Origin of the sequence: Serratia sp. CY47444, from assembly GCF_052168635.1 — a bacterium.
Classification (GTDB): domain Bacteria; phylum Pseudomonadota; class Gammaproteobacteria; order Enterobacterales; family Enterobacteriaceae; genus Serratia; species Serratia bockelmannii.
Window position 1 is genome coordinate 34,215 of record NZ_JBJNMH010000006.1, and the last position, 21,218, is coordinate 55,432.

Consider the following 21,218-nt stretch of genomic DNA (forward strand, 5'->3'; position numbering starts at 1 on the left):
GCCAACCGCGTCACGCATTTTTTGCCCAGCGCCGCCCCGGGGCGTTTTTTGCGATCTACCTCCCAGTTTGCACACCCGTTGCCGTTACCCTATATAAATGAGAGCGCTCTCATTATAAAAAGAACGGATACTGAGGTATCCCACGGCGGCGTTGCCGCGCAACCCCTGGAGAAATGACGTGAGTGAATTGATGACTGAAGTCAGCCCCGAGTTTGAAAGCACCATCATGGAACTGCTGGTGTTCTCCGGCAGCGCGCGCAGTAATGCGTTGATGGCGTTGCGGCAAGCGCGCGCCGGTGACTTCGCCGCCGCGGCCAAACACATGGTCGAATCCAAAGAGTGGGTGAAGAAGGCGCACCTGATCCAGACCGAGCTGATCGGCCTGGACGAAGGCTGCGGCAAGCTGGCGATCAACCTGATCACCGTGCATGCGCAGGATCATCTGATGAACGCCATGGTCATCCAGGATCTGGCCGACGACATGATCGAACTCTATCGCCGTCAGTCACAGACGGAGGGCCGCTCATGAACACGCTCAAAATCGCGGTGATTGGCGGTGGCAGCAGCTACACTCCCGAACTGGTCGATGGGCTGATCCAACGCATCGATGAGCTGCCGGTCACCGAACTGGCGCTGGTGGACGTCGAGCCAGGCCGCCAAAAAGTGGAAACCATCGCCGCCCTGACCCGCCGCATGCTGGCGCGCCACGGGCTGGAACAGGTGAAGGTCAGCGTGCACTTCGCGCTGGACGACGCCATTCACGGCGCCGCTTTCGTGCTGACCCAGTTCCGCGTCGGGCAACTGCCGGCGCGCGCCGCCGATGAACGGCTGGGCCTGAAATACCAGCTGCTCGGCCAGGAGACCACCGGCGTCGGCGGCTTCGCCAAGGCGCTGCGCACCATTCCGGTGATGCTGGATATCGCCCGTCGGGTGGAAAAGCTGGCGCCGGACGCCTGGATCATCAACTTCACCAACCCGGCCGGCATCGTCACCGAGGCGGTGTCCCGCTTTACCAAAGCGAAGATCATCGGCCTGTGTAACGTACCGATCAGCATGCATCACATGATCGCCAACATGCTGCAGGCGCCTTACGCCGACGTGCAGCTGCGGTTCGCCGGTTTGAATCACATGGTCTGGGTGCATCAGGTCACGCAGCAGGGGCGCGACGTCACCGGCAACGTGATCGACATGTTGTGCGACGGCGCGGCGCTGACCATGAACAACATCAAGGAAGAGCCCTGGCAGCCGGACTTCCTGCGCGCGCTCGGCGCCATCCCCTGCCCGTACCACCGCTATTTTTACCAGACCCGCGAGATGCTGGCGGAAGAGATGGCTGCCGCCGGCGAGCGCGGCACCCGCGCCGAGCAGGTGATGCAGGTAGAAAAAGAGCTGTTCGAGCTGTATGCCGATCCGCAGTTGAACAGTAAACCGGAGCAACTCAGCTTCCGCGGCGGTTCTTTCTATTCCGAAGTTGCGCTGGAGCTGATCCGTGCTATCCATAATAATCTCGGCACGCAATTAGTGGTCAACACCGCAAACCGCGGCGCAATCCATGGCCTGCCGGACGATGCTGTGATAGAAATCAACTGTATCGTCGATGCCCAGGGCGCGCATCCGCTGACGTTCGGCCCGCTGTCGGAACCGATGCAGGCGCTGACGCAGCAGGTAAAAGCCTACGAGCGCCTGACCATCGAGGCGGCAGTGCACGGCGATCGCCGCAGCGGCTTGCTGGCGCTGATCGCCAACCCGCTGGTGGGCAACGCCAACCTGGCACAGCCGTTGCTGGACGAGGTGTTGACGATAAACGCGCCGTACTTGCCGCAGTTCAGGTAAGCGCCGGCGCGGTATGACAGGGGTTCGGCACGCCGAACCCATTTTTTTAGCCGTAATCAGGAGTTGGACGATGGTGACACTGGAAGATGTCGCGGCGCTGGCGGGCGTATCGCGCGCCACCGTATCGCGGGTAGTGAACGGCGACAGCAACGTCAAGGCGCCGACCCGCGAGAAGGTTGAACGCGCCGTCGCCCAGCTCGGTTATACCCCCAACCCGGCGGCCCGTGCGCTCGCCTCCAGCCACAGCAATACCCTCGGGTTGGTCACGACGTCGTACCGCGGTGGCTTCTTCGGCGCGCTGATGGACTTCGTGCAGACCGAGGCCGAATCCCACGGCAAGCAGCTGCTGGTGACCCAGGGCCGCAACAGTGCCGAAAACGAATGGCAGGCGGTGCAGCGGCTGTTCAGCCTGCGCTGCGACGGCGTGATCCTGCACGTGCGTTTTCTCAGCGACGATCGGCTGCGCCAGCTGGCGGCGGAGCAACGTGATTTCGTGTTGCTCGATCGTCTGGTGCCGGGGCTGGAAGACCGCTGCGTCACCTTCGATCACCCGCTTGCCAGCCGCATGGCGACGCAGCAGTTACTCGACGCCGGGCACCGGCGCATCGCCTGCATCAGCGGCCCGCGCGAGCGCCCGTCGAGCCGCCTGCGGCTGCAAGGATTTGAAGAGGCGATGCAGGCGGCGAATATCGAGCCGATAGCCTGTCTGGAGGGCGTCTACGATCTGGAAAGCGGTTACCGCTGCGCCGATCATCTGCTGCAGCAAACCGCACTGCCCAGCGCCATCTACTGCTGCAACGAAGAGATGGCGATCGGCGCGCTGCTGGCGATCAACGAGCACCGCCTGCGGGTACCGCAGGATATCTCCTTGATCTGTTACGACAGCGGCGAACGCGCACCTTTCGTGCGCCCGGCGTTGAGCAGCGTACATTTTCCCATCAGCGAAATGGCCCAATACGCGGCGCGCAGGCTGATCGACCCTGCCACCCCGGCGCACCGGTTTGAGCCGACGATCATCAACCGTGATTCCATTGTGACGGTACGCAAATAGATCACAATAATGCGTATCATCCCTTCATGGGTTGCATCAAAAAATCGACAGCCATCACAAAAAATCCCGTTGTCTGTGCTAGGATCCGCCCCCTGGTGGCCTGATCGGGACTTTTTTCTGCGTTTGCCAGGAAAAGCCAGCGGCCTTATGCCAGCTTTAAAACCTCTAACAGACATATTCAGGCCTATACAATGAATGACAGTAACCGCATACGGCTTACCTGGATCAGCTTCTTTTCGTACGCGCTGACCGGTGCTTTAGTGATCGTCACAGGGATGGTGATGGGAAACATTGCAGAGTACTTTAATCTGCCGGTTTCCAGCATGAGTAACACCTTTACTTTCCTCAACGCCGGTATTTTGATTTCGATCTTCCTCAATGCCTGGCTGATGGAAATCATCCCGCTGAAGCGTCAGTTGATCTTCGGCTTTGTCCTGATGGTGCTGGCAGTCGCGGGGCTGATGCTCGGCAAGAGCCTGACCATGTTCTCGCTGTGCATGTTTATCCTCGGCGTGGTGAGCGGCATCACCATGTCGATCGGCACCTTCCTGATCACCCACATGTATGCCGGCCGCCAGCGCGGTTCGCGCCTGTTGTTCACCGATTCCTTCTTCAGCATGGCCGGGATGATCTTCCCGATCGTCGCCGCGATGCTGCTGGCCCGCCATATCGGCTGGTACTGGGTTTATGCCTGCATCGGCCTGCTGTACGTGGGGATCTTCGTGCTGACCCTGTGCTCCGACTTCCCGGTGCTGGGCAAGAAAGGCGCCGATGCCGGTCAACCAGTCGAGAAAGAAAAATGGGGCATCGGCGTGCTGTTCCTATCGATCGCCGCGCTGTGCTACATCCTCGGCCAGTTGGGCTTCATTCAGTGGGTGCCTGAGTACGCCACCAAGTCGTTCAACATGGACATCGGCCAGGCCGGTAAGCTGGTGAGCGACTTCTGGACCTCTTATATGGTTGGCATGTGGGTGTTCAGCTTCATCCTGCGCTTCTTCGATCTGCAACGCATCGTCACCGTGCTGGCCGCGCTGGCTACCGGCGCGATGTACCTGTTCGTCAGCACCGACAATCCGGAGCACCTGGGCTACTACATCATGGCCCTGGGCTTCGTTTCCAGCGCCATCTACACCACGCTGATCACCCTCGGCTCGCTGCAGACTAAGGTCTCCTCGCCGAAGCTGGTCAACTTTATCCTGACCTGCGGTACCATCGGCACCATGCTGACCTTCGTGGTCACCGGCCCGATCGTGGCGAAAGGCGGCGCGCATGCGGCGCTGACCACCGCTAACGGCCTGTATCTGGCGGTGTTCGTGATGTGTCTGCTGCTGGGCTTCGTGACCAAGCACCGCAGCCACGGTCACGTGACGCACTGATTTCTTCGCATCAAATACATCAAGGGCGCCCGCAAGGCGCCCTTTTTTTGCGCCTTAGCGCCGAAAATCCACCGTCTCCTCCTGCTGCAAATGCAGCGTGGTTTCCGCCGGCCGCGTTTCGGCGATCACCGCACCCTGGCGAATCGAATAACGCACCGGCGTCTGGCGACGCACCGCGTCGAAGCCGCTTTCCGCCGGCAGGATCACCAGGTTGGCGCTGTTGCCGGCCGCCAGGCCGTAGTCGCTCAGGTTAAGCGTGCGCGCGCTATGGTGGGTGATCAGCTTCAGTCCGTCGTCGATTTGGCCATAGCCCATCAGCTGGCACACGTGCAGCCCCATGTGCAGCACCTGCAGCATGTTGGCGGTGCCGAGCGGGTACCAAGGATCGAACACGTCGTCATGGCCGAAACAGACGTTGATCTCCGCCTCCAGCATCTCCTTCACTCGGGTCACGCCGCGCCGTTTCGGGTAACTGTCGAAACGGCCCTGCAGGTGAATGTTCACCAGCGGATTGGCGACGAAGTTGATGCCGGACATCTTCAACAGACGGAACAGCCGCGAGGCGTAAGCGCCGTTGTAAGAGTGCATCGCCGTGGTGTGGCTGGCGGTGACTTTCGCTCCCATCTCCAGCTTCAGTGCCAGCGCCGCCACGGTCTCGACGAAGCGCGATTGCTCGTCGTCGATTTCATCGCAGTGCACGTCCACCAGCCGATCGTATTTTTGCGCCAGCGCGAACGCCTTATGCAGCGACTCCACGCCGTACTCGCGGGTGAATTCGAAGTGCGGAATGGCGCCCACCACGTCGGCCCCGAGCCGCAACGCTTCTTCAAGCAACGCTTCGCCGTTGGGGTAGGAAAGGATCCCCTCCTGCGGGAAGGCGACAATCTGCAGCGTCACCCAAGGCGCCACTTCCTGCTTCACCTCCAGCATGGCGCGCAGCGCGGTCAGCGTGGGATCGGAAACGTCGACGTGGGTGCGCACATACTGCACGCCGTTGGCGATCTGCCACTTAAGCGTTTGCCAGGCGCGCTGTTTGACGTCTTCATGAGTCAGCAGCGCTTTGCGTTCAGCCCAGCGCTCAATGCCCTCGAACAGCGTGCCGGACTGGTTCCAGGCCGGCTGACCGGCGGTCTGCGTGGTATCCAGGTGGATATGCGGTTCGACGAACGCCGGCAACGCCAACCCGCCCTGCGCATCCAGCACGTCGCTGCGCCACTCCTGTCCTTCCGGCTGTGGCACCAGATGCGCGATGCGCCCCTGCTCGATTGCCAGTTGCCACAATCCTTCATGCCCGCTTAAACGCAGGTTGTCGATAAACTTCAATGGACGTTTCGCCACCCTTCACCTCTGCCGTTGCGCTGGTTTTCTTCATCATACTGGCAGCGGATCGCGCTGACAAAGTCGCCGTGCCATGCCTACCCCTTGCGTTTACTCCCTGCGGGGTAATTTACCTGCAAACTGACTCGCTTCAGCTAAAGATGAATAAAATCCACAACTTATCAAAAAACGTGAAAAATCATTCATATACCACGTTAGAGGTATATAGGGGTGTGATTGATTTGCATCAATAAATTGCTCATCGGGAGAGATAAGGTAAGCCTAGGAAACCAGAATTTTGAGGCAATAATGAGCAGAGTCAAACTTGCCGTCGTCGGCAATGGCATGGTCGGCCACCGGTTCATCGAAGATCTGTTGGATAAAGCAGACAAAGACCAGTTCGAAATCACCGTCTTTTGCGAAGAGCCACGCATCGCTTACGATCGCGTGCACCTTTCCTCCTACTTCTCGCACCACACCGCCGAAGAGCTGTCGCTGGTGCGCGAAGGCTTTTACGAAAAACACGGCGTAAAGGTACTGGTCGGCGAACGCGCTATCACCATCAATCGCGACGAGAAGGTCATCCACTCCAACACCGGCCGCACCGTCTATTACGACAAGCTGATCATGGCCACCGGCTCCTATCCGTGGATCCCGCCGATTAAGGGCTCGGATAGCCAGGACTGCTTCGTTTACCGCACCATCGAAGACCTGAACGCCATCGAAGCCTGCGCGCGCCGCAGCAAACGCGGTGCGGTAGTCGGCGGCGGGCTGTTAGGGCTGGAAGCCGCCGGCGCGCTGAAAAGCCTGGGGGTGGAAACACACGTGATCGAGTTCGCTCCGGTACTGATGGCCGAACAGCTCGACCCGATGGGCGGTGACCAGCTGCGCCGCAAGATCGAGCGCATGGGCGTCAAGGTTCACACCGGCAAAAATACCCAGGAGATCGTCAACGGCGGCGGCACGGCGCGCAAAACCATGCATTTCGCCGACGGTAGCCTGCTGGAAGTGGATTTCATCGTGTTCTCCACCGGCATCCGCGCCCAGGACAAGCTGGCGCGTCAGTGCGGGCTGGAGGTTGGCCGCCGCGGCGGCATCGCCATCAACGACAGCTGCCAAACGTCTGATCCGGACGTGTACGCCATCGGTGAGTGCGCCGCCTGGCGCGATCGCACCTTTGGCCTGGTGGCGCCGGGATACAAAATGGCGCAGGTGGCCGCCGATCATCTGCTGGGCCGCGAAAACGGCTTCCAGGGCGCCGACATGAGCGCCAAGCTGAAGCTGCTGGGCGTGGACGTCGGCGGCATCGGCGATGCCCATGGCCGCACCGAAGGCGCCCGCAGCTACGTTTATCTGGATGAAAGCAAAGAAGTCTACAAACGTATCGTGGTCAGCGCCGACAATAAAACCCTGCTCGGCGCGGTGCTGGTAGGCGACACCAGCGATTATGGCAACCTGCTGCAGCTGGCGTTGAACGGCATCGAGCTGCCGGAAAACCCGGACGGCCTGATCCTGCCGGCCCATGCGGGCAGCAAACCGGCCATCGGCGTAGATTCGCTGCCGGAAAGCGCGCAGATCTGCTCCTGCTTCGACGTCAGCAAAGGCGACATCATCCAGGCGGTCAACAAAGGCTGCCACACCGTGGCGGCGCTGAAGGCCGAAACCAAGGCCGGCACCGGCTGCGGCGGCTGCATCCCGCTGCTCACCCAGGTGTTGAACGCCGAGCTGAGCAAACAGGGCATCGAGGTCAACCACCACCTGTGCGAACACTTCGCCTATTCACGCCAGGAGCTGTTCCACCTGATCCGCGTCGAAGGCATCAAGTCGTTCGAGGCATTGCTGGCCAAATACGGCAAAGGTTACGGCTGCGAAGTGTGTAAACCAACCGTCGGCTCGTTGCTGGCCTCGTGCTGGAACGAATACATCCTCAAGCCACAGCATACGCCGCTGCAGGATACCAACGACAACTTCCTCGGCAATATCCAGAAAGACGGCACCTACTCGGTGATCCCGCGTTCCGCCGGCGGCGAAATCACCCCGGACGGCCTGCTGGCCATCGGCCAGATCGCCAAGGAATACAACCTCTACACCAAAATGACCGGCTCGCAGCGCATCGGCATGTTCGGTGCGCAGAAAGACGATCTGCCGGCCATCTGGAGCAAGCTGCTCGCCGCCGGCTTTGAAACCGGCCACGCGTATGCCAAGGCGCTGCGCATGGCGAAAACCTGCGTCGGCAGCACCTGGTGCCGCTATGGCGTCGGCGACAGCGTCGGCTTCGGCGTCACGCTGGAACATCGCTACAAAGGTATCCGCACCCCGCACAAAATGAAGTTCGGCGTCTCGGGCTGTACCCGCGAATGCGCCGAGGCGCAGGGTAAGGACGTCGGCATCATTGCCACCGAGAACGGCTGGAACCTGTATGTTTGCGGCAACGGCGGCATGAAACCGCGCCACGCCGATCTGCTGGCCGCCGATCTCGATCGCGAGACCCTAGTGCGCTACCTCGACCGCTTCATGATGTTCTATATCCGCACCGCCGATAAGCTGCAGCGTACCTCGGTATGGCTGGAGAGCCTGGAAGGTGGCATCGATTACCTACGCAAGGTGATCGTCGACGACAAGCTCGGCATCAACGACCAACTGGAAGCGGAGATCGCCCGCCTGCGCGACGCGGTGGTCTGCGAGTGGAAAGAGACCGTCGAGCATCCGGAAACGCAGCTGCGCTTCGCCCACTTCATCAACAGCCCGCTGCGCGATCCGAACGTGCAGGTGGTGACCGAACGCGACCAACACCGCCCGGCGCGCCCTGACGAGCGCATTCCCGTCACCCTGATCGATACCGAGGAGAGCCACGCATGAGCCAGTGGATTACCGTTTGTCCCGTCGCCGACATTCTGCCCGGCACCGGCGTATGTGCCCTGATCGGCGATCGGCAGGTGGCGGTGTTCCGCCCCTATGCCGACGAACAGGTGTTCGCCATCAGCAATATCGACCCGTTCGCCCAGGCCAGCGTGCTGTCACGCGGGCTGATCGCCGAGCATCAAGGCGAACTGTGGGTCGCCAGCCCGCTGAAGAAACAGCATTTCCGCCTGTACGACGGCCACTGTCTGGAAGATGACAGCCGTTCCGTCGCCAGCTTCACCAGCCGGGTGGTCGACGGCATCGTGCAAGTCGCGGCATAACCTTTCGGGAGGCAACATGTTTACCGACACGATCAACAAATGCGCCGCCAACGCGGCGCGCATCGTCCGCCTGGCGAAGGAGAGCCCGCTCGGCTTCTGGATCAGCTCGGCGATGGCGGGCGCCTACGTCGGCCTCGGCATCATCCTGATCTTCACCCTCGGCAACCTGGCCGACCCAAGCGTGCGGCCGCTGGTGATGGGCGCCACCTTCGGCATCGCGCTGACGCTGGTGATCATCGCCGGTTCCGAACTGTTCACCGGCCATACGATGTTCCTGACGCTCGGCGTCAAGGCCGGCACCATCCGCCAAAGCCAGATGTGGGCAGTGCTGCCGCAAACCTGGTTCGGCAACCTGCTCGGCTCGGTGCTGGTGGCGCTGATGTATTACTACGGCGGCGGTAGCCTGCTGCCGGTGGATACCAGTCTGGTGCACAGCGCCGCATTGGCAAAAACCACCGCGCCGGCCGAGGTGCTGTTCTTCAAGGGCGTGCTGTGCAACTGGCTGGTTTGCCTGGCGATCTGGATGGCGATCCGCGTAGAAGGCGCCGCCAAGTTCATCGCCATTTGGTGGTGTCTGCTGGCCTTTATCGCCTCGGGTTACGAACACTCCGTCGCCAACATGACGCTGTTTGCCCTCTCCTGGTTCGGCAACCACAGCGAGGCCTACACCCTCACCGGCATCGGCCACAACCTGCTGTGGGTGACGCTGGGCAACATCCTGTCCGGCTCGGTGCTAATGGGTCTGGGGTATTGGTACGCCACGCCGCGCGCCGAACGCCCGCAGGCGGCGAAAGCCGCCGTACGTCAGACCGCCTAAGTTTTCGGGGGCGCATTTCGCCCCCACATTGATTACCCCGAGGAGTGCCGATGGACTACCTGCCGATTTTCTGCCAACTGCAACACAAAGCCTGCCTGCTGGTCGGCGGCGGCGAGATCGCCGAACGCAAGGCGCGCCTGCTGCTGGACGCCGGTGCGGCGCTGACCGTCAACGCCGTAGACTTCACCCCGCAGTTCCGCCTGTGGGCGGCAGAAGGCCGGTTGACGCTGGCCGAAGGCGAATTCAGCCCGGCCCTGCTGGTGGAAAAATGGCTGGTGATCGCCGCTACCGACCGGCTAGAGGTCAACGCACGGGTGTATCAGTGCGCCAACCAGCAGCGGGTGTTCTGCAACGTGGTGGACGATCCGAAACGCGCCAGCTTTATCATGCCGTCGATTATCGACCGTTCGCCGATCATGGTCGCGGTGTCCTCCGGCGGCAAAGCGCCGGTGTTGGCGCGGCTGCTGCGCGAGAAGCTGGAAGCGATGCTGCCACAGCACCTCGGCAAGCTGGCCCAACTGGGCGGCTCGCTGCGCCAGCGGGTAAAACAACGCTTCAGCAGCCTCGGCGCGCGTCGGCGCTTCTGGGAACGGTTGTTCGCTCACGATCGGCTGGCGCAGTCGCTGGCCAACGACGACGCCGCGCTGGCTGAGCGCCAGCTCGAGCAGCTGTTCAGCGAACAGCCGGTAGATCGCGGTGAAGTGGTGCTGGTGGGCGCCGGGCCGGGCGATGCCGGCCTGCTTACGCTGAAAGGGCTGCAACAAATCCAGCAGGCCGACGTGGTGGTTTACGACCGACTGGTCTCCGAAGAGATCATGACGCTGGTGCGCCGCGACGCCGAACGTATCTTCGTCGGCAAACGCGCCGGCCACCACTGCGTGCCGCAGGAGCAGATCAATCAAATCCTGCTGCAGCAGGCGCAGCAAGGCAAACGCGTGGTGCGCCTGAAGGGTGGCGATCCCTTTATCTTCGGCCGCGGCGGCGAAGAGCTGGAGACGCTGGCAGACGCCAACGTGCCGTTCTCGGTGGTGCCGGGCATTACCGCCGCCTCGGGCTGTTCCGCCTACAGCGGCATCCCGCTCACCCACCGCGACCACGCGCAGAGCGTGCGCCTGGTGACCGGCCACGCCAAGGCCGACGGTGGATTGGATTGGGCGACGCTGGCCGCCGGGCAACAGACGCTGGTGTTCTATATGGGGCTATCGCAAGCGGCTGAAATCCAGCGCCAGCTGATCGCTAACGGGTTGCCAGCCGCCACGCCGGTGGCACTGGTGGAAAACGGCACCTCTTGCCGCCAACGGGTGATCGAAGGGGAGCTCCGCCAACTGGGCGCCTTGTCCCTTCAGGCCACCAGCCCCAGCCTGATCATCGTCGGCAGCGTGGTCAGCCTGCGCAGCAAGCTCAATTGGTTCGCCAGCGAAGAATCGCCTGCCAGCCTGGCGCAAATGGCGTAAGACCGACGTAAAAAAAGCGGCCTGTGGCCGCTTTTTCTATTTGCGCCGGCGTTATGCCTGCGGCGGTACGAAACCGACAGCCTGATAGACCTTCGCCAGGGTTTCCTGCGCGCGTGCGCGGGCCTTGGCGGCGCCGTCGCGCATCACCTGCTGCAGATAGGCTTCGTCGTTACGGAAGCGGTGATAGCGCTCCTGCAGCTCACCCAGCATGCCGGAGACGGCTTCCGCCACCGCGCCTTTCAGGTGACCATACATCTGGCCTTCGAACTCGGCTTCCAGCTGCACGATGCTCTTGCCGGTCACACCGGCGAGAATATCCAGCAGGTTGGAGACGCCCGCCTTGTTGACCACGTCGTAACGCACGACAGGCGGCTCTTCCGAGTCGGTCATTGCGCGTTTGATCTTCTTGGTCACCGCTTTCGGATCTTCCAGCAGGCCGATCACGTTGTTGCGGTTGTCGTCCGACTTGGACATCTTCTTGGTCGGCTCCTGCAGCGACATCACGCGCGCGCCGGATTTAGGAATAAACGGCTCCGGCACTTTGAACACGTCGCCGTACAGCGCGTTGAAACGCTGGCCCACGTCGCGGCTCAGCTCCAGGTGTTGTTTCTGGTCTTCGCCCACCGGCACCTGGTTGGTTTGATACAGCAGGATGTCTGCCGCCATCAGCACCGGATAGCTGAACAGCCCGGCGTTGATGTTCTCCGCGTAGCGCGCGGATTTGTCCTTGAACTGCGTCATGCGGCTCAGTTCGCCGAAATAGGTGTAGCAGTTCAGCACCCAGCTCAGCTGCGTGTGCTCAGGCACGTGCGACTGCACGAAGATGGTGCTTTTTTCCGGATCGATACCGCAGGCCAGGTACAGCGCCAGCGTATCCAGCGTGGCCTTGCGCAGCTTCTCGGCGTCCTGGCGAACGGTGATGGCATGCAGATCGACGATGCAGTAGATGCAGTCGTAGTCGTCCTGCATCTGCACCCACTGACGCAGCGCACCCATGTAGTTGCCGATGGTCAGTTCGCCGGACGGCTGCGCGCCGCTAAATACGATGGGCTTACTCATGTTTAAATTTCCTGATTCTCTAAAGATGACAGCCCAAGAGCGGGCAACAAATCGGCGAAGCGCTCCAACACCCGATCGGGGTGGCTCAGGGCGATCGATTCACCGTAGTTATAACCGTAGGTAAAGCCGACGCTCGGGCAACCGGCGCCCTGTGCGGCTTGAATATCGTTGCGCGAGTCGCCGACGAACAGCAGTTCATGCGCGCGCAGCCCAAGCTTGCCAAGCACCAGGTACAGCGGTGCCGGGTGCGGTTTCTTTTCCGTCACGTCGTCGCCGCCGATCACCAGCGAGAAATAATCGCCAATGCCCAACGATGCCAGCAGCGGCGCCACGAACGGCGTCGGCTTGTTAGTCACCAGCGCCATCGGGTAACCGTGTGCGGCCAGGCGGACCAGCGTCTCTTGCACCTGCGGGAACAGGCGGCTGCCGCTGTCAACGGTCTGCGCGTAGAAATGGTCGAAACGCTCACGCAGCCGGCTGCACTGCGCCGGCGTGCCTTCCGCTTCCGCCCAGCGCAGCGCGCGTTGCACCAGCACGTCGGCGCCGTTGCCGATCCAGGTGCCGACCCGTTCCTCACCCGCTTGCGGCAGGCCCGTCTCTTCCAGCGCCATATCGATGGCCGCCGCCAGACCCGGCGCGCTGTCGACCAGCGTGCCGTCCAGATCGAAGGCCAATGCGCGGATCGCGCCGAAATCAGCCATGGGTAACCTTCGCCAGCTCGCCGCGCATCTCGTCGATCACCTTGCGGTAGTCCGGCTGGCCAAAGATGGCGGAACCGGCGACGAACATATCGGCGCCCGCGGCGGCGATTTCAGCGATGTTATCCACCTTCACACCGCCGTCGACTTCCAGGCGGATATCTCGACCACTGTCGTCGATCAATTTGCGCACCTGGCGCAGCTTGTCCAGAGTACCGTGGATGAACGATTGGCCGCCGAAGCCCGGGTTGACCGACATCAGCAGGATCACGTCGATTTTATCCATCACGTAATCGAGGTAGCTCAGCGGCGTCGCCGGGTTGAACACCAGGCCGGCTTTACAGCCGTGCTCTTTAATTAGCTGAATGGTGCGATCGACATGCTCGGAAGCTTCAGGGTGGAAAGAGATATAAGACGCGCCTGCCTTGGCGAAATCAGGCACGATGCGGTCCACCGGCTTGACCATCAGGTGCACGTCAATCGGCGCAGTAATGCCGTAGTTGCGCAGCGCTTCGCACACCATCGGACCGATGGTCAGATTGGGCACGTAGTGGTTATCCATCACGTCGAAGTGCACCACGTCGCCGCCTGCAGCCAGCACGTTAGCGGTATCTTCACCTAACCGGGCAAAATCTGCCGACAGAATGGACGGGGCAATCAAAAACTTTTTCATCCGCTTCTCCAAACGTAGGGTCGAGTTGTTATGCGCCGGGGTGCCCCGGCTTAGCGATACAGCGCCAAAAGCTCGTTCACTTTGCTGCGGCCGAGAATGTTGCGGCTGATTGTGCGGCGCGCTTTCACCACATACAGCGCAGCATTCTGGTACCAGTCGCGCGTCAGCTCGGTATCGTGATTGGAGATCAATACCGGTACCTGGCTCTCTACCGAGAGCTGGTGCGCCAGTTGCGCCAGGCTCTGCTGATCGGCAATGCTGAAGCTGTTGGTGTGGTAAGCGGTGAAATTCGCCGTCGCCGACAGCGGCGCATAAGGCGGATCGCAATACACCACGGCACCGGCCACGGCCTTCGCCATGGTATCGCGGTAATGCTCGCAGACAAAAGTGGCATTGCGCGATTTTTCGGCAAACCAGTAGAGCTCTTCTTCCGGGAAGTACGGTTTCTTGTACCGGCCAAACGGCACGTTGAACTCGCCGCGCAGGTTATAGCGACACAGGCCGTTATAGCAGTGACGGTTCAGGTACAGGAACAGCAGCGCCCGGCGGTAAGGCTCGGTGCTAGTATTGAACTCTTCTCGCAGCAGGTAAAACTGATCCGAGTTATTGAATTCATCGGCGAAAAGCGTGCGGGCATCGCGCACGAAGTCATCCGTGCGCAGCTTAACGATGTTATACAGGTTGATAAGATCGCTATTGATGTCGGCGAGAATGTAGGCGTCGTAATCCGTATTCAGAAAGACGGATCCCGCACCCACGAAGGGCTCGATTAAGCAGTCTCCCGCCGGCAGATGGCGACGAATCTCATCTACCAGCGGGTATTTTCCACCAGCCCATTTTAAAAAAGCGCGGTTTTTCTTCATGCCGTCAATTAGCTACTTATACAATTCAGAGCGGCGGATTGTACTCTGTTTCAGACAGCACATCAGCGCACAAATTTAAATGATTTATTTTTTAAGATCTTGCTGCACTTGGTGTACAGGTCGGACCCACGGTTTTTTCGCCTGCACATCCGCCGGCAACGAAGCAATGGCGCGCTTCGCTTCCGCAGAAGACGCATAGTTGCCGCTCACCAGCACGTACCACGGTTTGCCGTCACGCTTGGTGGCGTACACCAGGTAGTTCTGCAGCTTCTGCTGTTTGGCGTAGGCGTTCAGCGTGTCGGAACGCGAAGCGCTGCTCAGCTGCAAGGTATAGTGGCTGCCCGGCGCAGACTGCAGTGAACTGCCGCTGCTGGCGACCGCTCCCGCTTTCGCGGTGGAAGACGGCTTGGCCGGCGGCGTATACACCGTGGTCGGTGATTTATGCTGCGTCGCGGTCGGTTTGGTGGCGGCGGTTTTCGCCGGCGTTTTATGCTGTTGCGGTGCGGTGCCCTGCACAGGACGCGTCGCTTCGCGCGCCGCGGCGCCGCTCATCACCGTCGCCGGTGCGGTCGGCAGCGTCGACGCTGCGCCGGTCATGCCTTGAGTCGCGGCATCCACCTGCCCCTGCTGCTGCGACAGCGCATCCGCCATGTTGCCCGGCAAATCGACGCGCTGCTGCGCGCCGCCCTGCTGAGGCTGCGTTTGCGCTTCGGTCGGTGTGCCGGAGATCGGCGGAACGCTGACGTTCTGCGGTTGCTGCGGCTGAGTCGCGCTCACGCCGTTGTTATCGTGGGTATCCGTCGTGCCGCCCGGCACGCCGTTATTGGCGGTGGTCAGCGACGAAGAACCGGACAGGTTGATATCGCGGGCCGCGCCGTTTTGCGCGCCGCTCTCCTGAGCCGCTTCATGTTTGGTTGGCGCCTTCAGGGCGGAACCGATGCCGATAATCAGCAGCAACAGCACCAAAATGCCGATGCCAATCATCAAATGCTGGCGCGAAACGGCGAAGCGCGGCGCGGCGGCCGGCTTGCGCGAACGCGTAGGACGACGATCGCTGCTATCAGGTCTGAGATCGTCTTCCGGTTTAAACTCGTCCATCTGAAACCCTCCAACTAGAGGCAAAAGCCCACCACCGTAGACCTACCGTGGCACGGGCAGATTAACCCGATGATGGCAAAGCGACACCCGTCGTGCTCTGCTCACTGTATTAATATAGATGCAAATGGCGGCTAAGCCACTGTTACTTAGTCCGATTTAATTACGCTGCTGCTCAGGCAAGCAGGCGGCGATCGACGCCAGCACCAGCTCATGCCCTACGCCGCCGCGCACTTCCGCCGCACCGATCATGGTCGGCAGCACCAGACGCAGTTCACCCGCCAGCACTTTCTTGTCACGCAACATGTGCGGCAGATAGGATTCCGGCGTCATTTCCTGCGGCCCGCAGACCGGCAAGCCGGCGCGCAGCAGCAGCGCTTTGATACGTTCGATGTCTTCAACAGAGAACTGGCCGAGACGGTGCGCGGTTTCCGCCGCCATCACCATGCCTGCAGCCACCGCTTCACCGTGCAGCCACACGCCGTAGCCCATCTCGGCTTCGATAGCATGACCGTAAGTATGGCCCAGATTCAGCAGGGCGCGCAGACCGCTTTCGCGTTCGTCGGCGGCCACCACCTCGGCCTTCAGTTCGCAGCAGCGGCGGATACAGTAGGCCAACGCCTGCATATCCAACGCCATCAGCGCATCGATGTTATTTTCCAACCAGACGAAGAACTCGCGATCGAGGATGATCCCGTATTTGATGACTTCGGCCAGGCCGGAAGAGAGTTCACGCGTCGGCAACGTTTTCAGGCAATCCAGATCAACCACCACCGAAGCGGGTTGATAGAAAGCGCCGATCATGTTTTTGCCGAGCGGGTGGTTGACGGCGGTCTTGCCGCCTACGGAGGAGTCCACCTGCGACAACAGCGTGGTGGGAACCTGAATGAAGCGCACGCCGCGTTGGTAACACGCGGCGGCAAAACCGGTCAGATCGCCGACAACGCCGCCACCGAGGGCGATCAGCGTGGTATCGCGACCGTGCGGTTTTTCGAGCAGCGCCGAAAACACCTGCTCCAACACCGCCAGAGATTTGTACTGCTCACCATCGGGAAGAATCACCTGATCCACCACGACGCCGCTCTGCTCCAGCACCTGCCGGACACGCTCGAGATAGAGCGGCGCCAGGGTCTGGTTGGTGACCAACATCGCTTGCTCACCCGCCTTTAACGGCATAAAAGAAGCCGGATCGTTAAACAATCCGGCGGCAATGGTAATCGGGTAGCTGCGCTCCCCAAGCGTTACAGTAATTCTCTCCATGTCGCGCTCAGTTCTCTGTATGGTGCGGCGGTGGTTGATCCCCGCAACAGCGGGGAACACAAATCAGTTTTTCGCATTGGCCGACGGCGAACGCGAAAATTGGCAATCAGTTGCTTTCCAGCATGTTGATGATCTGGTTAGCAACCACTTTAGCGCTCTGATCGTCGGTGCGGATGGTGACATCGGCAATCTCTTCATACAACGGATTACGTTCTTTCGCCAAGGCTTCCAGCACTTCACGCGGCGGAGAATCAACCTGCAGCAGCGGGCGTTTTTTATCACGCTGAGTGCGAGCCAGCTGCTTCTCGATCGTGGTTTCCAGATAGACCACCACGCCGCGCGCGGACAGACGGTTGCGCGTTTCGCGCGACTTCACCGAACCGCCGCCGGTCGCCAACACAATCCCTTGTTTTTCCGTCAGTTCATTAATGACTTTTTCTTCACGATCGCGGAAACCTTCTTCCCCTTCCACGTCGAATACCCAGCCCACGTCAGCTCCGGTACGTCGCTCAATTTCTTGATCGGAGTCGAAGAACTCCATATTGAGTTGCTGAGCTAACTGACGGCCAATAGTGCTTTTGCCGGCACCCATAGGCCCAACCAGAAAGATATTGCGTTTCTCTGCCATGTTTTTCGGTATTACTAAGACAATTCGTTAATGTTAACCCGCCCCGCCAATCAAATCAGCGGCGGGACCTAAACTGAAACCTCATGAGCGATAGTGCGAGATCAGACGAAAAATTATCTCAACACTCTTGGTAGTTTGGCAACCGAATAAATCGCAATCCACGCCGCGGGAGGGAAACCATATGTTTTTAACGGCGTCTTGACGCTAACAAAAAACCTCGGTGCTCAATTCGGTAACCCTTGTAAGCTAAATCGGCCGCAGCGTCAAACGCAGATCCCCCCAAGGGGATAAAAAAGTGTATCTGCTCATCAACTTTAGGAGATTTGCCGCCCAGCCGACAGGCAGCCGCTTATCCCTTAATCAAGGTCGGCGTAATGAAGATCACCAGCTCGCGTTTTTTCTGTTGTACGCCACTTTGCCGGAACAAGCCCCCCAGCAGTGGCGCATCTCCCAATCCCGGCACCTTGTCCGCCGTCTTGCCGCTATGCCGTTGAAAAATACCGCCGAGCACCAGGGTTTCACCGCTTTTCACCGTGATCTGCGTCTTAATCTCCTGTTTATCGATGGTCAATGCCTCCCCCGCCCCGCGGCTGATGGCACGCCCCGGCATATTTTGGCTGATGTGCAACGTCAGCGTGATGCGCCCGTCCGGCAACACTTTCGGCGTCACCTCCATGCCCAGCACCGCCTCTTTGAACTCAATCGCGGTCGCACCGCTGGCGCCGCTCGACACTTCATAAGGGATCTCCGTCCCCTGTTTGATGCTGGCGGTTTGCAGGTGCGCCGTCAGCAAACGCGGGCTGGCGATGATCTCCACCTGATTCTCCTGCTCCAGCGCCGTCAGCTCGAGGCTCAGCAAGCGCCCGCTGATGCGCGCCAAATGGAAACCGGCGCTCACCGCGCTGCGCTCCAACGGCAGATTAACGCCGAGATTGCCCGGCCGCAGCGGCCGCGTCGGTTTTTCGTCGGCCGCCAATCCCCAACGCACGCCAAGTTCACGCAGGCTTTCGCTGTTGATGGTCACGATATGCGCCGCCAGCTGCACCTGTGCCAGCGGCGCGTCCATTTCCGTCACCCTTTTTTTCAACTGCGCCAGGATTGGCGCCGTGTCGCGCAGTAACAGCGTATTGGTACGCTTATCCGCCAGCACGCTGCCACGCTCGCTGAGCAAGGCGCCGCGTTGAGCATTGAGGCTTTCGGCAATCTCCGCCGCATCGCCGTTTTGTAACGTCAGGGTCAGGCTGTGCAAAGGCTGCCGCTGCGCCAGCGCTTCTCGCTGCTGTTTTTTTTCCTGCGCGTCCGGCTCCGGGGCGACCAGCATCACGCTCCCCTCCCGCGTCATCGTCAGCTTGCCCATACGCAGCGTCAGCGCCAGCGCCTGAGGCCAGGGTACATTCTCCAGCCGCAGCGTCAGGTTGCCGCTTACGCCGGGCGCGACGATCAGGTTCATCTGCCGATAATCCGCCAGCGCCTGCAGGATGACCGTCACTGGCGTATCCTGGAACTCCAGGGAAACCTGCTGTTTATCCTGCGCCTGGACGATGCCGAGCGACAGACACCACAACGCCACGCCCAATCCAGCGAGTCCTTTCATGGTTTGCCATCCTTGTTGTTATCCATCATGAGCGAGATATCGCCCTGGCTCGCCGGACAATCCGGTTCGGCCGCCAGCGCCGTTAACGTCAGGCTGCGCGCCCGCACCTGCGCCACCTGCCAACGCTCGTCCAACATCCACTGCTGCGGCCGCAGGCGCAACCACTGCCCTGCCGGCGTCACCACCCAGCCATAGCGCAGCGGCGGTTGCCCGATGACGCCTTTCAGTCGCCAACCCGCCGGCGATGCCTCCTGATGGGCACAAACAGGCAGCGGAGGCGGCGTAAACGGATCGCGCGGTTCTGCACACAAGGCCCACGGCCATAGCAGCCACCACCAACGGCCCGGTCTTTTACTCATCGGCCTGCTCCTCGGCGGCATCCTGCAACACCAACCGCGCCGTCATGCCCTGCGGCGCCGTTTCCACGCTCAATTGTTCGAGACGCAAATCGGCGGGCAGCGCCTCCAACAGCGCCAACAAACCGGCATAATCAATGCGCAAGCTCAGCGTTTGCCGCAGCGGTTTTTCCTGCCGCTGCCAGCGCAACAAGGCGCCCCCCGCTTGTTGCAGCACGTTCGCCAGATCGCCGGCGGTGGTCGGACCGATCGGCGTTGGCGGCATAGGGGCTTCCGGCGCCTCGTCCAGTTGGTGCTGTACCATGGAAATCTGTTGCAACAGGCGCTGTTGCCGCTCCGCCGCGTTTTCCCGCTGACGCCATTCGTCTTGCAGCAGCCAACCGCCGCCCAACAGCGCCAGCGTGCCGATGCCCAGCCCTTGCGCCACCAGCAATAGCCAGCCCGGCAAGTTCAGCCAAAAGCGCAGCCCGGATGACAAACGGCTATCCATCACGCCCCCACTGCGCCGCCAGATGAAAGGAATACAGACCGTCGTCCCGTTGCGTTACCTCAGCCAAACGCAGCCGTGGCAACGCAGGCATCCCCGCCAGCCGCCGTTCGAACTGCGTGATGGCCGCAGGAGAGCGGCTCAATCCACGCAGCCGCAGACCGTTCGTCGCGTCGCTGTCCAGCGCCGTGAGCCACAGCGGTGGAGGAATGCTGAAGGACAATTGCTGAAGCAACTGCAAATAACGCCGGTTATGTTGGCCGTTGCGCGCCTGCCGTTCGGCGCGGGCGCTGTGCAGCGCTCGCTGCGCCCGCTCTTGCTGCTGCTGATGGGCGAGCAACGTCAAGGCCGCCAGCTCTTCACCCAGCATCGTTAGCCGCGCCTGCCGCTGCGCCTGTTGGTGACGCAGTTGGCCGGCAACCAGAAACAGCGCCAGCAGCAGTAGCGTTACCTGCAACAGCAGCGCACCCAGCCAGAAACAGCCGCGCCGCCGATCGCGGCGCTGTCGCCAGGGCAGAAAGTTGACCTGATACATCAGCGATCCTCCTCGCGCAGCGCCAGACCACCGGCCAATGCGAACGCCGCAGGATGCGCAGGCAACGGTGGGCGCAACTGCGTGAAGGCGCTGAGCGGCGACCAGGCAAGGCAACCGGTGGGCAAGGCACCTGCCAGCACGCTGCCGGCATAGACCGGCCGATCGTCGCCCGCCGGCATCTGGGCTTGCAGCGCCCGCAGCGCCTGCGCGTCATCGTCGCCCGGCGCCAGACCAAAGGCGAACGCGCCGTCAGCCGGCGCCACCCACAGCCATTCTCGTTCGAGACGGTGCATCAGCCCCGCAGCGGGCGGTACGCCTGCCGCCGTCGCCATCATCCGCAGCGCACAAGGGGTGATATCGACCGCTTGCGGATGCAGGCCAGCCTGACGCAAACAATGCAGCCACTGCTGCAGCTCCTGCCGCCGCGCGGCGGTCAGCAACAGCGCCGCCTCATCCGCCGGCGCGGTGCGATAGTCGAGCGCCAGCGTCTGGCCATCGAGCGGAAACTGCTTCAAACCGTGGCCACCGATATAGTCGCTGCGTTCCGGCTCGCGCAGCCGCGCGTCCGGCTGCGCCATGCGCTGCTGCAACACGCGCTGCGCCGGCAGAGCAATGCGTAAGGAAATATGTCGCGGCAGTTGAACGCGCCATTGCCGCAGCGCCCGGATCAGGAATTCGGAAGGTTCCAGGCAGCCATCGCGTAAAACCGCCTGCGGCAGCGCCTGCTGCCACCAGTGGCGCAACTGCCAGCCATTGCGGCGGCGTTGGGCCGCCACCGCGCGCACGCAGTCGATTTGTATATCCAGCCCCACCTGCCATGCTTGAGGGAACATGTTTCGCAAGCCTCCATAACATCAGATGATAAAAGAACATATCCATGTCGCAGGCTTGCCTTTATACTACCGCGCGGTTGTTTATAAACTGCCCAAATGACTTAGAA

The 21,218-nt window shown here is 61.1% G+C and carries 21 protein-coding genes; 8 read left to right on the plus strand and 13 right to left on the minus strand.

Features of this window, described 5'->3' with window-relative positions:
- The first annotated feature begins 190 nt into the window (after positions 1 to 190).
- The 4 genes from ACJ8IL_RS10615 to tsgA all read left to right on the plus strand — a co-directional run bounded on the left by ACJ8IL_RS10615 (position 191) and on the right by tsgA (position 4,260).
- A complete protein-coding gene (locus ACJ8IL_RS10615) occupies positions 191 to 529 on the plus strand; it encodes a PTS lactose/cellobiose transporter subunit IIA (protein ID WP_025304525.1) in 339 nt (112 codons plus the stop codon).
- Positions 526 to 1,833: a 6-phospho-beta-glucosidase gene (locus ACJ8IL_RS10620; protein ID WP_025304526.1), complete on the plus strand. Its 1,308-nt coding sequence runs from the start codon at positions 526 to 528 to the stop codon at positions 1,831 to 1,833. The genes ACJ8IL_RS10615 and ACJ8IL_RS10620 overlap by 4 nt, the downstream gene beginning before the upstream one ends.
- 70 nt (positions 1,834 to 1,903) lie before the next feature.
- Entirely contained in the window at positions 1,904 to 2,884 is a 981-nt protein-coding gene (locus ACJ8IL_RS10625) for a LacI family DNA-binding transcriptional regulator (RefSeq protein ID WP_442516530.1), read from the plus strand.
- A gap of 191 nt (positions 2,885 to 3,075) precedes the next feature.
- Positions 3,076 to 4,260: an MFS transporter TsgA gene (gene tsgA / locus ACJ8IL_RS10630; RefSeq protein ID WP_025304528.1), complete on the plus strand. Its 1,185-nt coding sequence runs from the start codon at positions 3,076 to 3,078 to the stop codon at positions 4,258 to 4,260.
- A gap of 54 nt (positions 4,261 to 4,314) precedes the next feature.
- Here tsgA and ACJ8IL_RS10635 read toward each other — a convergent pair whose 3' ends face one another.
- Positions 4,315 to 5,583 carry a cytosine deaminase gene (locus ACJ8IL_RS10635; protein ID WP_038629982.1) on the minus strand — a complete coding sequence of 423 codons (1,269 nt, stop codon included), beginning with the start codon at positions 5,581 to 5,583 and terminating at the stop codon, positions 4,315 to 4,317.
- A gap of 303 nt (positions 5,584 to 5,886) precedes the next feature.
- On the opposite strand from ACJ8IL_RS10635, the gene nirB reads away from it, so the two are divergent.
- Genes nirB through cysG form a run of 4 tightly spaced genes read left to right on the plus strand, consistent with a single transcriptional unit; the run spans position 5,887 to position 11,030 of the window.
- Positions 5,887 to 8,436, plus strand: coding sequence for a nitrite reductase large subunit NirB (gene nirB / locus ACJ8IL_RS10640; RefSeq protein ID WP_141999088.1), 2,550 nt, complete (start codon positions 5,887 to 5,889; stop codon positions 8,434 to 8,436).
- Entirely contained in the window at positions 8,433 to 8,759 is a 327-nt protein-coding gene (gene nirD, locus ACJ8IL_RS10645; RefSeq protein WP_038878129.1) for a nitrite reductase small subunit NirD, read from the plus strand. Before nirB ends, nirD begins: the two co-directional genes overlap by 4 nt.
- 16 nt (positions 8,760 to 8,775) lie before the next feature.
- Positions 8,776 to 9,576, plus strand: coding sequence for a nitrite transporter NirC (gene nirC / locus ACJ8IL_RS10650; RefSeq protein ID WP_049206055.1), 801 nt, complete (start codon positions 8,776 to 8,778; stop codon positions 9,574 to 9,576).
- A gap of 50 nt (positions 9,577 to 9,626) precedes the next feature.
- Positions 9,627 to 11,030, plus strand: coding sequence for a siroheme synthase CysG (gene cysG, locus ACJ8IL_RS10655; protein ID WP_442516531.1), 1,404 nt, complete (start codon positions 9,627 to 9,629; stop codon positions 11,028 to 11,030).
- Positions 11,031 to 11,081: 51 nt separating this feature from the next.
- Here cysG and trpS read toward each other — a convergent pair whose 3' ends face one another.
- The 12 genes from trpS to pilM all read right to left on the minus strand — a co-directional run bounded on the left by trpS (position 11,082) and on the right by pilM (position 21,111).
- Positions 11,082 to 12,089, minus strand: coding sequence for a tryptophan--tRNA ligase (trpS, locus tag ACJ8IL_RS10660; RefSeq protein ID WP_043138891.1), 1,008 nt, complete (start codon positions 12,087 to 12,089; stop codon positions 11,082 to 11,084).
- Positions 12,090 to 12,091: 2 nt separating this feature from the next.
- Positions 12,092 to 12,790, minus strand: a complete 699-nt coding sequence (locus ACJ8IL_RS10665) for a phosphoglycolate phosphatase (protein ID WP_043138894.1) — start codon at positions 12,788 to 12,790, stop codon at positions 12,092 to 12,094.
- Positions 12,783 to 13,460, minus strand: coding sequence for a ribulose-phosphate 3-epimerase (gene rpe / locus ACJ8IL_RS10670; protein WP_060448461.1), 678 nt, complete (start codon positions 13,458 to 13,460; stop codon positions 12,783 to 12,785). Before rpe ends, ACJ8IL_RS10665 begins: the two co-directional genes overlap by 8 nt.
- A gap of 50 nt (positions 13,461 to 13,510) precedes the next feature.
- Positions 13,511 to 14,323: an adenine-specific DNA-methyltransferase gene (gene dam, locus ACJ8IL_RS10675; RefSeq protein WP_025304536.1), complete on the minus strand. Its 813-nt coding sequence runs from the start codon at positions 14,321 to 14,323 to the stop codon at positions 13,511 to 13,513.
- An 84-nt stretch (positions 14,324 to 14,407) separates the two neighbouring features.
- Positions 14,408 to 15,421 carry an SPOR domain-containing protein gene (locus ACJ8IL_RS10680; RefSeq protein WP_049206049.1) on the minus strand — a complete coding sequence of 338 codons (1,014 nt, stop codon included), beginning with the start codon at positions 15,419 to 15,421 and terminating at the stop codon, positions 14,408 to 14,410.
- Positions 15,422 to 15,577: 156 nt separating this feature from the next.
- Positions 15,578 to 16,678 carry a 3-dehydroquinate synthase gene (gene aroB / locus ACJ8IL_RS10685; RefSeq protein WP_025304538.1) on the minus strand — a complete coding sequence of 367 codons (1,101 nt, stop codon included), beginning with the start codon at positions 16,676 to 16,678 and terminating at the stop codon, positions 15,578 to 15,580.
- A gap of 106 nt (positions 16,679 to 16,784) precedes the next feature.
- A complete protein-coding gene (gene aroK, locus ACJ8IL_RS10690; RefSeq protein WP_004391482.1) occupies positions 16,785 to 17,306 on the minus strand; it encodes a shikimate kinase AroK in 522 nt (173 codons plus the stop codon).
- Positions 17,307 to 17,655: 349 nt separating this feature from the next.
- Positions 17,656 to 18,900 carry a DNA uptake porin HofQ gene (gene hofQ, locus ACJ8IL_RS10695; RefSeq protein ID WP_442516532.1) on the minus strand — a complete coding sequence of 415 codons (1,245 nt, stop codon included), beginning with the start codon at positions 18,898 to 18,900 and terminating at the stop codon, positions 17,656 to 17,658.
- Positions 18,897 to 19,259 carry a HofP DNA utilization family protein gene (locus tag ACJ8IL_RS10700; RefSeq protein ID WP_442516533.1) on the minus strand — a complete coding sequence of 121 codons (363 nt, stop codon included), beginning with the start codon at positions 19,257 to 19,259 and terminating at the stop codon, positions 18,897 to 18,899. Before ACJ8IL_RS10700 ends, hofQ begins: the two co-directional genes overlap by 4 nt.
- On the minus strand, positions 19,252 to 19,746 hold the full coding sequence (locus ACJ8IL_RS10705; protein WP_025304541.1) for a hypothetical protein: 495 nt from the start codon (positions 19,744 to 19,746) through the stop codon (positions 19,252 to 19,254). The genes ACJ8IL_RS10700 and ACJ8IL_RS10705 overlap by 8 nt, the downstream gene beginning before the upstream one ends.
- Positions 19,739 to 20,278, minus strand: a complete 540-nt coding sequence (locus ACJ8IL_RS10710; RefSeq protein ID WP_049208842.1) for a PilN domain-containing protein — start codon at positions 20,276 to 20,278, stop codon at positions 19,739 to 19,741. The genes ACJ8IL_RS10705 and ACJ8IL_RS10710 overlap by 8 nt, the downstream gene beginning before the upstream one ends.
- Positions 20,278 to 21,111: a type IV pilus biogenesis protein PilM gene (pilM, locus tag ACJ8IL_RS10715; protein ID WP_049206041.1), complete on the minus strand. Its 834-nt coding sequence runs from the start codon at positions 21,109 to 21,111 to the stop codon at positions 20,278 to 20,280. The genes ACJ8IL_RS10710 and pilM overlap by 1 nt, the downstream gene beginning before the upstream one ends.
- Positions 21,112 to 21,218: the final 107 nt, after the last annotated feature.